Below are 12,922 nucleotides of genomic sequence, written 5' to 3' on the forward strand. Positions count from 1 at the left end.
AGAAGGATCGATGATGAGTGAAAGCATTCACCAAACCATAATGCAGGAACCACAGATGCAAAACGCAACAACGCACTCGGTTGGACACAGCGTCAACCTGTACCTTGTGAACGCCTTTACCCGGGAGAATTCTGGCGGCAACCCTGCTGGGGTCGTTCTCTACCCGCCCGACCTGAACGTTACGCAAAAAATCGCTATTGCGCGGCAGGTCGGTTTTTCCGAGACCGCATTCGTCTATACCGGTGACGACACAGATTTTAAGGTGGAGTTTTTTACGCCTGAAGGCGAGGTGGATTTTTGCGGGCATGCGACGGTAGCCGTTTTCTCTACGCTGGTTTCGCTCCATCTGCTTAAGCCGGGCCAGTATAGCCAAAAAACCAAAGCCGGTATTCTGAGTGTCGCCGTCAGCCCCCACGATGTCGTTATGGAGCAGACTCTCCCTATCACCCGGCCAGGGCCTGATGTTGAATCTGTTGCGCTTGCCCTCGGCATTCACCCCGAGGTCATTGTGGGGACCGGTTTGCCCATCGCTGTGGTCTCAACGGGATTGCCGGACATCATTGTCCCCGTACAGCCTGGCCAGTTAGACAGCCTGCAGCCCGACGATGAAGCGATCGCCAACCTGAGCCGCCAATTCGATGCTATCGGTTTCCACGTATTTGAACTGAGTCGCCAAGCCCCCATCACCGCCCACTGCCGGAATTTCGCACCGCTCTACGGTATCAGTGAAGAGTCCGCCACCGGCAGTGCCAGTGGCGCTCTGGGATGCTATCTGGTCAATCATGTCCTGCCCGACGATACCCATTTTCTGTTCGAGCAAGGGCGAGCCATGGGTTGCTCGTCTCTGATCCAGGTGACGATTGATACACAGGCGCGGACCATTAGCCGCGTTAGCGTCGGTGGGCAAGCCATTATGATCGGCACAAAAACGGTGGGGCTTTAAAACGTCCACATAAGCACAGGGGTGTGGCCTGCCCGGCATCCTATTTTGCCGGGTTAAATTTAGTGAAGCTTGAGACCACCGCAGTGCCTGGGTCTGGGCAGATCAAAGGCCTTTGGCAATGCCGCGGGTAGCCAATTGCGCCTGGCGGTTATACCCCTTGGCACCCTTTACAAAGATGGCGCAAGCGGTGATTAACGCCGGAATGGCGATAATGGCAAAAATGCGGTCGAACCCCCACCCCAGCGCCAGCATTTCAGCTCCGGCGAAGGCGCTCAGAATGGCGCCAATACGCCCAACGCCGTGCATCCAACTGGAGCCGGTAGCCCGTGCTTCTGTAGGATAATAATGCGCAGACAGCGCATTCATGCCGGTATTCGCGCCGTTCAGGCAAAAACCGCAGGCCAAAGCCACCATGCCAAGCATGACCGTGCTATGGGCCACCAGCCCGATCAATAACGTGAAACACGCACCCAACAAATAGATTACGCCCAACGCCCGGTGCGGATTAACCCGATCCATTAACCAACCGGTAATCAGCGAACCGAAGGTGCCACCTGCCTGATACAGAGCGGTAATCACCGCAGCCTGCGCCACACTCATGCCGATACCTTTAACCAACGTCGGTAACCAGCTGCCCAGCAGATAGACCAGAAACAGCGCCATGAAATAGCCCAACCACAGCATCAGGCTACCGAACCAATACTGTCGTGAGACCACAATCTGCATTGCGCCTTTGCCGGGTTCCACCTGTGTCGGCAACCTGTAACGCGTATAGGGATTTGTGCTACCGGGGGCCAGTTTTTCCACAATTTTGCCAATGCGTTGCTGGCTGGCACGTTTGGCCACCAAAAATCGCACCGACTCCGGCAGCTTGGCGATTAACAGCGGTACGCACACCAGTGGCAGTATGCCGCCCAGTAATAAAAGTGCATGCCAGCCCCTGTGCGGAATGATCCACGATGCGGCAAATCCCCCCAGCGCAGCACCGAAAGTAAAGCCGCAGAACACCACGGTGATAACAAAAGAGCGTTTCTTTTCCGGTGCATATTCAGAGATCAACGTGCCCACATTAGGCATCGCCGCTCCCAGCCCCAGTCCGGTCATAAAGCGGAAGAAAATCATTTGATCAATATTGTGTGAGAATGCGGTGGCCAGCGTCCATACGCCAAAAAAGAACACGCTATTGATAATGATCACTTTGCGACCCAACCAGTCTGCCAACGGACCGGACAGTAATGCCCCTATTGTCAGGCCTATCAGCGCCGCACTGATCACCATACCCAACTGATGATTACCCACGCCCCATTCGTTTTTCAGCTCCGGTGCGATAAACCCCATCAGGGTAATGTCGAATCCATCCAGGGCGATAACAATGAATCCCAGCAAGATGATCAGTTTCTGGTAGGCACATATCGGACGATCGTTGATCAGCGTTCGAACATCAATTTCGTTTGAAACCACAATTTTTCCTTCGCACAAACGCTCAGCATGCCCATGTTCAACCATCGAACAAACCGTGAATTATCGTGCTGCTACTGTAAGAATTCCTGCACGGGTCGGCAACGGAGATTATCGATAATCCGATGCTTTTCGAACCGCAAGGTACATTTTCAACAGTAAGAGATATCACCCCGTCAGCACCAAGCAGGACATTAGGCTGCGCGTTTACCCCGTCATTGCCCTTAACATCCGTAAAACTCGCCGTTATAAAGTGGAAAATAGTCTTGTTTAATGGCAGTTGAGACGTCTATCATTGCTGTTCGTTTACATTTCCGCAACATGATGCCCTTCTCAAAAGTGAAGAGGCGGCGGATTGTATTGACGGGTCACCCCGGTTACTCTTAACCGGTGTCCCCATAAAGATAAGTGACTGATGTTTTGAAGAATGATGAGATCCCTGCCACCAAGCGCAAAAACGACCCCGTCGGCCTGAAGCAACGCATTTTCGCTGCGGCACTGGCTGAGTTTGCCGAAGCGGGCCTAAAAGGCGCTCGCATGGAGAACATTGCAGAGCAGGCTGCGACCACCAAACGTATGGTGGTTTATCACTTCAAGAATAAAGAATCGCTCTACCTGGACGTGCTTGAGCACGTATATCTGCATATACGCGCTCACGAAACGGGGTTGGATTTGCAAGCACTGGCCCCGGTAGAGGCCATGACCCGGCTGGTAGAAGAAAGCTTTAATTACCACGCAGAACACCCTGACTTCATCCGCGTGATCTGCATGGAAAACATGATGCGCGGTCAGTATATCCGCCAGTCACCACGTATTAAGGCCTTGAATCAGAGCGCACTGACACTGCTGGAGGCGATATTGCAGCGCGGTAAGCAAGAGCGGCTGTTCACTCCAGACGCCAGTGCCGCTGACGTGCATCGATTGATCAGCAGCCTGTGTTTCCACTATGTCGCCAACCAGTATACTTTTAATACCCTGTTTGAAAGCCATGAACCGCCCGAAGATCAGGTGATTCATAACCGTCAGTTGGCGGTTGTGGCGACCCTGCGTTACCTGGCGTTGGGACGGTGATGACCAAGGATACGCTCAGAAAGAACGTATCCTGCGGGGTAAAAGTGCACCAGATCTTAGGCTGTTGTCGCACTAATCAACCTGTTGTGCGTTAGCTAAATATTTGGCCATTTCCGCTTCAGGCACCATACCACCGCCCGTTGCCCATACCAGATGGGTAGCACTCTTCATCTGCGCCTCATTCAGCCCCTGACTTGCCAGCCACTCGGTATCTGCCGTGACACGCCATGGCCCCGGCATACCGGCCAAGGCAGAAGGCTCAAGCTGAATGTGCTCATGACGATCCAGCAACCCCAGAAGCGCAAACATCTCATCATCGCTGAGCGTGTAAAAACCGGAAAGCAGGCGCTCCATGGCGCGCCCAACGAAGCCGGATGCGCGTCCAACCGCCAGGCCGTCTGCCGCGGTGTGGTTATCAATGCCCAAATCCTGAACGGCAATGCCATCGTGCAGTCCGGTGTGCACACCCAGCAGCATACAAGGTGAGTGCGTCGGCTCGGCAAAAATGCAGTGCACATGGTCACCAAAAGCCAGTTTCAGCCCAAAAGCGACCCCGCCGGGGCCACCGCCGACACCACAGGGCAAATAAACGAACAGCGGATGTTGGGCATCAACCTGAATGCCTTTCTCGTCAAACTGACGCTTCAAACGCCCACCGGCAACGGCATAGCCCAGGAATAACGTCTGTGAGTTTTCATCATCAATAAAGAAACAGTGTGGATCCTGCGCGGCCTGCAAACGGCCCTGTTCCACGGCGACGCCATAATCTTGTGCGTATTCAACTACGTTGACGCCATTATCACGCAGCTTCTGCTTTTTCCATTCACGGGCATCTGCCGACATGTGCACGCTGACGCTGAAACCCAGTCTGGCACTGATAATGCCGATCGACATACCCAGGTTACCGGTTGAGCCCACCGCAATGCGGTAGTTGCTGAAAAATTCGCGGAACTCCGCCGAGAACAACCTGGAATAATCGTCCGTTAACTGCAGTTTCCCTGCTTCCAGAGCCAGTTTCTCTGCATGTGTCAGCACCTCGTAAATGCCCCCGCGGGCCTTGATCGACCCGGAGATTGGCAGGTGGCTGTCTTTTTTCAGCCATAAACGCCCGCCTAACGGCAGGCTATAGCGCCGATCGAGCGCCGTTTGCATGGCAGGAATCGCGACGACATCAGATTCAATCACCCCGTTGGTGATGCGCGTTTCCGGGAAGGCGGCGCTCAGATAAGGGGCAAAACGCATTAACCGTTGTTCCGCATCGGTCACGTCGGCAGCGCCAAGACCGACAAAGGGCAGCCCCGCGTTCAACGTGGTCGCTCGTGGGTTGAACCAGGTCACCGGTTTAAGGTCGATCAGTGCCTGCACCAGCGGGAATTGGGTAACCCATTGCTGAATCTGTGTCTTTTCCATTTTTGTTCTCTACGCTGCACAAAGGTTAGCTCTAGGGTGCAGCGATTCGTCGACGCTGACAAATGATAAAAATTCAGCCCTGCGTGAGCAGGGTTGATGCAAAAAGGTGATTTGCGTCAATTTACACCCCAGGATGACGCTTTGCATTACACAGAATCACCTAACTGCCCCACAGCCAATATGACTGCGGGGCAGTTAGCTGCGATGTTATCCGCGAGCTGCCGCCTCTAACGCCGCAACATCCAGTTTGACCATCTGCAGCATCGCCTCGGTTACCCTTCTTACCTTCATGGCATCGGGATCGTTCATCAGCTCTGTCAGTCGCTTGGGAACAATCTGCCAACTCAACCCCCAGCGATCGCGCAACCAACCGCATTGCTCAACACGACCGCCGTCGCTCAACGCATCCCACAGGCGATCAACCTCCGCCTGATCTGCGCATTCGACCATAATGGAGAAACTGTGGTTGAACGGATCCAAAGGGCCCGCTTCAATCGCTGCATACCGCTGGTCACCCAGCGTAAAAGCCGCCAGTTTTACGCTGCCTGCCGGGCCGCTGGGGGTGTCGGCAGGCAATGTGGAGTGCCAGGTTAGGGAAGAACCGGGGATCAGATCGATGTAACAGCGTAGTGCTGCATCCATGTCTTTCTCAAACCACAAGTGTTGGGTTATTTTCACAATATCCCCTCCGCTATTGGTCCAGGATAGATTCGAAGCCGCCGAAGATCATTCGCTTGCCGTCAAACGGCATTTTTTCGCCCAACGCTTTCATACGCGGGTCGGTCATCATCTTCTGATTCGCCTCATCGCGTACGGCCTTAGACGGGTATTCGATCCAACTGAATACCACAACTTCATCAGCTTCAGCCTTAACCGCACCACGAAAATCGGTGAGTTTGCCATCGGGGATATCATTACCCCAGCATTCGACGATCCGCGTGGCACCGAACTCTTTAAACAGGGGGGCCGTTGCGGCGGCCAGTTTTTGGTACGCCTCCTTATTGGCGGCGGGTACCGCCACCACAAAACCTTCAACATATTTCATCGGAGATTCCTCTTGTCTGTTCGACAGTCGGTGTGGCGCAGACGGAGCTGCCTACGCCCTCTTCCATTTTAGACGCCATTGGCGGGGGCAACCATTTACACCCCCGGGGGGCTCAAAGGTCGGGGGTGTTTCGAGGGAGTAACTCTGGCGTTGCGACCCGGTTCCGGCCACTGTTTTTGGCTTTGTATACTGCTAAGTCCGCGATTTTCAACAGGTTGTCAAGATTCTGTTCGGAACCGCCAATGCAGGTAACCATGCCGATGCTCACCGTGATTTGCAAATGGTTACCGGCTGGCATGGTGATAGATTCAATTTCAATTCGTCGACGCAAGCGCTCAGCCAGCGACATCGCATCTTGCGGTTGTTCGATCGGCGCCACGATCGCGAACTCCTCTCCTCCCATGCGGCCAAAGAGATCGTGCTCGCGCAGGTCCCCCATGATGGCGCGGGTAAAGGACAACAACGCCACATCGCCGCCAGCGTGGCCAAAACGGTCATTGATCGATTTAAAATAGTCGATATCCAGCATCATAATGCAGACCCGTTCCCCTTTTTGGCTAACCAGGCGCGTGCCACGCTGCATAAAGGCGTTGCGGGTTAATACGTGGGTCAGCGCATCGTGGTTCGCTACGTGCTCTAACCTGCGCAGCAGTGCATTTCGGGCAAAATTCATGCTGGCGACAGCGATCGGCCCCAGCGCCAAAAGCGCCACGCCCAACCGCATCGACACCGTATTTTGCAATATCGTCATGTCGAGATTAATAGCGATCAGCCCCAGATCAATCGCCAGATGGCACCACAATACATAGGCCAACACGGCAATCATCGTACTGAACAGCGAAAACGTCATCGCCAGCCACAGCAGGATTGGCATGGGGAAAATCACCGCGCCGGGGCCGCCAATCACGACGCTGCAGATACAGGCCATCGTCAGCAGGATTAACACGGCGACCTTTGTGCAGATGTTGTACCACTGACTGCGCAAGGTCACTGCCTGCGTAATGCTGCGCAAATACCCTTTCCAGTCTGCCGGTAAAGCCAGAATAAACGGCATTAACGTAATGTAATTGGTGAACTCAGAAGACAACCACAGCGCCAATGAAGGCAGATATTGACGACCGAACAGCAACACTGAAGCCCCTGCACCCAGTAACCCCGTTGCGGTCGCACTCGCCAGGCAGATAGCAAACAGATAAATACTGGACGAGGTACGTTCCAGGGCACGAATTTGCGGCGGCAAAAGCATAAACAGATAATATCCGACCGCCACACCCGCCATATTGGCCCCATTGAGCAATAGGGCTTTGCCCAGCGTACTGCCGGTGAGTAAATCGGCTGCCAAATAACCCAGCATGGCCATCGCCCACCCCACAGGGCTGGCGAGTTTAGGGTAACGCACCAGAACGGCCAGCAACACGGCATTGGTCGGCCAAAATGTCGCCAAAAGGCCGGTAGGTCGGCTTTCAATGCCAAAGATACAGGTTGCAAACACCAGCAAAAGAACGATCACTGCATGCTGTAATTTTGTCGCGCCAGATAACTCGGTGGTGTGCATCTTGCTTCCAGAGGCTTGCGAAGAATACGGATAAAATCTAGCCTGCATAATGGCAACGGATAGCCCGTCTGCCATGCCTGACGGTGCACGTAAAACGCGCAGCCAGACTCATATTATTGCCACTTTTAGCGGGGTTGGCACCCGTTAATTAACGCTTTAAAAATACTATTATGTATCAATCTGTAGCGTTATGTAGTGGCCGAATTCCCATGCTCCCTCGCCTGTGGCGCGTCGTGTTAAACGAGGCCAGATTGCGCTTCACCACAGCGCAAAAGCGTAGCGCGCGGTTTTGGCTGCAAAGCTCCAGGATCGCGTTTCCCCCAATCAGACAAACATTCACTATTCAAATCGTGCATATGCAAATTATAATAAAAATGATAATCGTTATTATTTATTAATTTGATATGGAATTGTATGCACCAGGTAGAAAGTCATCGTCTGAATAAAACAAAAAAATGTCAGGTTTTTCGTTCAATTCCCCTGCTTGTCAGCGTCTTACCGGCACTGCCTGTGGCCACCGCCCAGGCAGAGGACGAGTCGCTCACCGTCACAACCAGCTCCTTGCCAGCAGCGGGCTACAGCACGGATAGCGCGTCCACCGCCAGCAAAACCAACACCCCACTCAGCGAAGTGCCGCAATCTGTCAGCGTTGTCACACCTGACGTCATTAACGACTTCCAGGTCAAAAGCGTCAACGATGCCATGAAATTCGTCAGTGGCGTGACACAGGGTAATACGCTGGGCGGCACTGAAGACGGGTTTGTCAAACGTGGTTTTGGTGTTAACTCGGACGGTTCAGTATTCATCGACGGCGTTCGTAGTAATCAGGGCTTGAGCATGGACGCCACCACTGACCGCGTTGAGGTGCTTAAAGGCTCGGCGTCGTTGCTGTATGGCATTCTCAGCCCTGGCGGCATCATTAACCTCATCAGTAAAAAACCGCAATACGACTGGAACACCCGCCTCAGCGGTGCCACTAACAGTTTTGGTGGCGGCAGCGGCACGGTCGACGTCACCGGGCCACTCGGCAACGGTTTTGCTTTTCGTTTTATTGCCGAGCGTCAACACGAAGATTACTGGCGCAATTTTGGCACCGATGAGCATACGCTGATTGCACCGTCACTCAGTTGGTTTGGCGATAAAGCGTCATTCAACATTGCCTACAGCGAATACAAATACGATATTCCTTATGACCGCGGCACGGCCTTTATCAATGGCAAGCCTGTCGATATTCCTTATAACCGCCGGCTGGACGATTATGCCAACCACGCATGGGGCAAAAACAAACGCCTCAACGCACATTATGACTACGCACTGGACAGCACCTGGACCACCCGTTTCAACTATGCCTGGATGCAACGTCGCTACGACAGCAACGAAGTGCGTGCCACGGCGATCGACACCGCCACGGGAATTGTTTCACGCCGTGCGGATGCCAACCGCGGCTTCAACCACCAGACAAACTATTATTCCTGGGATGTGATCGGGTCGCCGATCGCACTTGGCATGCAACATGACCTGTTGGTGGGCGTCGACTATGAGAAAAATGAGACCTACAAGGCCTACTCCTACCGCGGCAAGGTGTCAAAAACCTTCAATATGTATGATCCTGCCTACGGTGAAACGCCGGTGACCAACAGCAGTACTTACAATGATGCCCTGAGTAATCTACGCAGCACCTTGTACAGTCGTTCGGTCTACGCCAAAGACAGTATTCATTTAACCGACCAGTGGATTGCCGTCCTCGGCGCCCGCTACCAGTCTTATTACCAAAACAACAGTAATGGCTTCCAGAACCCCAAAAACACGCTGAACGACAAGGATGACAAATTCCTGCCGCAGGCCGGTGTGGTGTACAAGCTCACGCCGGCTGTTTCACTGTATGCCAACTACAGCCGCTCTTTCACTCCGTCCACGGCCGTGGATGACAACGGGAACGTTGCTACGCCTGAAACCGGCACTACCTACGAGGTTGGCGGTAAATGGCAAGTGACCCCAGTGGTCGATGCTACGCTGGCGCTGTACCGTATAGACGAAAACAATATGTCGATCTTTATCAACGGCGTCACTCGCAGCATTCCAAAAGCGCGCTCTAGCGGCGTTGAACTGGAGCTAAACGGAGAACTCGCCCGCAATTGGGATCTGACCGCCAATTACAGTTACGACAAAACCGAGATTGTCGAAGATAACCTCAGCCCGGATAACGTCGGTAACCGCCTGGTGAACGCCCCAACCAACATGGGGAGTCTCTATCTCAGCCACCGCATGACGCTACCTGCGGTACCGGGTGATGTACGGCTGGGCGGAGGGGGCCGCTATGTGGGCCGTCGCGCAGGCGATCCGGAAAACAGTTTTACCATGCCTGCCTACACGGTGGCAGATGCGTTTATCGCTTGGGACAGTAAGCTGGTTGGCAAACACACCCAGATCAAGCTGAACGTCAAAAACTTGTTCAACCGCGAATATTATGCGTCCAGTGCGGGTAACCTGCGGGTCATTGAGGGGGAACCGCGCAGCCTGAGCCTGCAGGCAACGGTAGATTTCTGATCGTGACTCCCCGGATGCCGTCCGGGGAGTTGTGTCTTCCGGCAGAAGATAAAAAAACACCCTGTGGGTTCACAGGGTGACAACATATCCTCTGTGGGTACGGTGTTATTTCAGGTTAAGCATCTTCCCGAGTAAAATATCTGTTGATTCGAGCATGTCCGTATCAATACCTGCGGAGGGTGTGAAGGTCAACTCACCAAAAATAGCTTTGCCGTTGGAGATATAGAAATCAACGCGGACAAACTCAAAGGGTTCAGATAATATTCTGGCGTACTCAAAGAGCGCGTCATACCCATCAGGTTTCACAAAGGCGTCAATCTCTTCCTGGCTAAGTGCCAAACAGTCTTGGCTATAACACAAGAATTTGAAGTCTTTATCAAAAAAGTAATATTTCGGCGTGCCGGTTTCCCTGCCGACACACAGCAACGTGCAGTAAGGAACACCGTGGAAGCAGTATATTTTATAGTCATCAGGCCCCTGGCCACTCGATGACGCGATGAACTTTTCACCAATGATTTTTTTGTTAATATTCTTATAGTTTAACTCTGCATAGACCTTCCAGTAGTCACTTTCCATCCAATTTTCAATGGTTTTAGCTGCTTGTGTAATATCTAGCGAGCCTTTGTCCTGGCAAATCAAATTGTAACCAGAACCGTGATTACCTTTAATCACAAACTTTTCCGGCAAAGACGCCCATGGGATTTCATGAACAGAGTCACAGGCGAAATAGAGTTCATTAAGGATCTCCTCACAGCCTTTCTCTTTTATATACTCCCTCACTGCATATTTGTCTGCACATTGCGTGATTAATGCATTGTTACTGTAATCGTTAAGTTTCAGATAATTTATCTTTTCGTTCCACGTGGCCGGAGGGTTTAAATTTAATGTCTTCCCGAAGGCCTTTTTATATATGTATTTCGCTTTAAAAGTCGGCGAGAATGTTGCCAGTTGATTCATGATAAATTTATTAATGTGTTTTCTCATACAACCTGTCTCATCATGGGGTAAACGCGGTGCCCAACAAGAACTCAATAACGTCATCGTGATTGGCCGTTATGGCTCACTGCGCCATTGAATGATCGCCGGGGCCGTACTCAAATCAAATTGGTTTTGGCCGAGAACCCGGTTAAGAATGCGGGCAGCTCGCCAGGCCATCAGGCTGAGCTGGGGATCGGCAATACCGTGGTGATGCATGCTCGCATTGACGGCAAACAAACAGTTCTCATGCGCCCCTTCCCGCTCAAGGGTAAAATCAGGGGCAATACGGTACTGCCCATCATCCGTGGTTGAAAAACGTTCGGACAAGGCGTCAAGAAACACGGGGCGGGCCTGTTCATACCCAGTAGCAAAGATCACCACGTCCACATCAAAGGCTTCTCGCCCCTGATCCAGATGGTGTTCCGTCTCTAACTGATAAAAATTATCTTTGGTGTTAAGGGCCGTCACTGAACGGCTGGGAAGCAGGCGTACCCATCGTTTATTCTGAAGGACATCAAACTGGTGATACATGGCGCGATAAATGGCCAAAAGCGACTCGCTGGTGATCCCATCAGACGTCATTTTTTGTTCGCGCAGCATGTGTTGTTTGGCTGAACTGCCGAGCGTGTAGAAATTCTCAACGTAATCAGGCGTAAAGTACTCGTTAGCAAAGGCAGCTTCGTCCAGCGCGTTGTAGTTGTTACGCCGAGATATCCAACTCAATTGTTCTGGTTGGCCCCATTCCCCCTGAAAAATATTGAGGAACAGATCGGCCCCGCTTTGCCCCCCGCCGACAATTGCCACACGCTTCCCCTTCAGATTGGGTTTGCGGAACATCATTTCGCTCGCGTGGAAACACCGATCATTTTGCTGGGTCACACAGTCTGGCAATTTGATTTTTTTGCCAATACCGACACAGACATGCTTCGCGTAAAACACATCATTCTGGGTGGTGACAACAAAATGCCGCTGATTCTCATCAAAACTCACGGCCTGGACGTCCTGGTTGAATGCCAGCGACGGCAGGCCCGTTGCCGCCCAACTGAGATAATCGGCAAACTCTTCGCGCGAAACGGTATGTTGCTCTGTATTGAGGAAACGGTAAAATTTCTTTCTTTTCACCAGATAGTTGAGAAAACTGTAAGGGTTGGTGGGCGCAACGGCCGTCACCAAATCCTTCAAAAAGTTGGTCTGCATACTGCAGTCCGCCAGGATCATGCCTGGATGCCAAGAAAAATGCGGTTTACGCTCGAGGAATTTGCAATTAAACCCTGCGATTTCGCTTCCAAGTGCCGCAATGCTGAGGTTGGACGGACCGATGCCAATACCGATAAAGTCCAAACACTGGTTCATTGAGTGTGCTCCTGAGTGAATAATTAGATTTATAGCGCTCTATTTGTGGCCTTGGAAATAACGCAACTATCATCACGCATGGCATTAGGATAATTACCCATCAAGGCGAAAGTCTTAATTAAAATCGACACCATTACCCTTTTCCCCATGCGTCATACCATAACGGTCATTGGGCAGGGTATTATAATGGTCATAGCATCCCGTCATCTCACGCTCACAAAAGAGCCAACATATCTTACTTTTGATAACTCACTTTCATTTTAAATAGACGTTGCAGAGTCATGAAAAAAGAATGCTTAGGGAAATGATCTTGAGGAAATAAAAAACAGGTTAACAAAGGATTTCATAACATGTCCCTATGTTAATCTCCCTATTCCACATAGCATCATCCTTAATGAGACATTGCCTAACCAGACTAGCGCTAAAGCGGCTGCCTGGCATGTGAAAAAAGATAATATCAACGCCCTTCCGAGCGTTGTTAATGTAAAATTAAAAGTGAAATCGTAAAAAAATCATAAAACTTCACTTTTGTTTAAGCTTCATTGTAGATATGCCCCATTAA

The 12,922-nt window shown here is 51.8% G+C and carries 10 protein-coding genes; 3 read left to right on the plus strand and 7 right to left on the minus strand.

The window, feature by feature from the left end:
- Nucleotides 1-55: 55 nt before the first annotated feature.
- On the plus strand, nucleotides 56-943 hold the full coding sequence (locus AC2FC2_RS11900) for a PhzF family phenazine biosynthesis protein (RefSeq protein WP_490307488.1): 888 nt from the start codon (nucleotides 56-58) through the stop codon (nucleotides 941-943).
- A gap of 102 nt (nucleotides 944-1,045) precedes the next feature.
- Here AC2FC2_RS11900 and AC2FC2_RS11905 read toward each other — a convergent pair whose 3' ends face one another.
- The gene (locus tag AC2FC2_RS11905) at nucleotides 1,046-2,407 is read right to left on the minus strand and encodes an MFS transporter (RefSeq protein ID WP_490659339.1); all 1,362 of its coding nucleotides are present in this window, start codon (nucleotides 2,405-2,407) and stop codon (nucleotides 1,046-1,048) included.
- Nucleotides 2,408-2,821: 414 nt separating this feature from the next.
- On the opposite strand from AC2FC2_RS11905, the gene AC2FC2_RS11910 reads away from it, so the two are divergent.
- Complete coding sequence (locus AC2FC2_RS11910) at nucleotides 2,822-3,472, plus strand: TetR/AcrR family transcriptional regulator (RefSeq protein WP_209634210.1); 651 nt, start codon at nucleotides 2,822-2,824, stop codon at nucleotides 3,470-3,472.
- 72 nt (nucleotides 3,473-3,544) lie between these two features.
- On the opposite strand, the gene dsdA is transcribed toward AC2FC2_RS11910, so the two are convergent.
- The 4 genes from dsdA to AC2FC2_RS11930 form a co-directional block, all read right to left on the minus strand.
- Nucleotides 3,545-4,882, minus strand: a complete 1,338-nt coding sequence (dsdA, locus tag AC2FC2_RS11915; protein ID WP_490307487.1) for a D-serine ammonia-lyase — start codon at nucleotides 4,880-4,882, stop codon at nucleotides 3,545-3,547.
- A gap of 207 nt (nucleotides 4,883-5,089) precedes the next feature.
- Nucleotides 5,090-5,560 (minus strand): VOC family protein, encoded by a 471-nt coding sequence (locus AC2FC2_RS11920; RefSeq protein WP_209633537.1) that lies wholly within the window; start codon nucleotides 5,558-5,560, stop codon nucleotides 5,090-5,092.
- A gap of 13 nt (nucleotides 5,561-5,573) precedes the next feature.
- A complete protein-coding gene (locus tag AC2FC2_RS11925) occupies nucleotides 5,574-5,927 on the minus strand; it encodes a DUF1428 domain-containing protein (RefSeq protein WP_209633539.1) in 354 nt (117 codons plus the stop codon).
- Between the two features lie 112 nt (nucleotides 5,928-6,039).
- Complete coding sequence (locus AC2FC2_RS11930; protein WP_209633541.1) at nucleotides 6,040-7,482, minus strand: GGDEF domain-containing protein; 1,443 nt, start codon at nucleotides 7,480-7,482, stop codon at nucleotides 6,040-6,042.
- Between the two features lie 414 nt (nucleotides 7,483-7,896).
- On the opposite strand from AC2FC2_RS11930, the gene AC2FC2_RS11935 reads away from it, so the two are divergent.
- On the plus strand, nucleotides 7,897-10,029 hold the full coding sequence (locus tag AC2FC2_RS11935) for a TonB-dependent siderophore receptor (RefSeq protein WP_490659275.1): 2,133 nt from the start codon (nucleotides 7,897-7,899) through the stop codon (nucleotides 10,027-10,029).
- A 105-nt stretch (nucleotides 10,030-10,134) separates the two neighbouring features.
- On the opposite strand, the gene AC2FC2_RS11940 is transcribed toward AC2FC2_RS11935, so the two are convergent.
- The gene (locus AC2FC2_RS11940; protein WP_490659276.1) at nucleotides 10,135-11,013 is read right to left on the minus strand and encodes an ATP-grasp fold amidoligase family protein; all 879 of its coding nucleotides are present in this window, start codon (nucleotides 11,011-11,013) and stop codon (nucleotides 10,135-10,137) included.
- 69 nt (nucleotides 11,014-11,082) lie between these two features.
- Nucleotides 11,083-12,360 (minus strand): lysine N(6)-hydroxylase/L-ornithine N(5)-oxygenase family protein, encoded by a 1,278-nt coding sequence (locus AC2FC2_RS11945; protein WP_209633547.1) that lies wholly within the window; start codon nucleotides 12,358-12,360, stop codon nucleotides 11,083-11,085.
- Nucleotides 12,361-12,922 lie beyond the last annotated feature (562 nt).

The organism is Serratia sp. CoH_122_TC_1 (assembly GCF_058191755.1).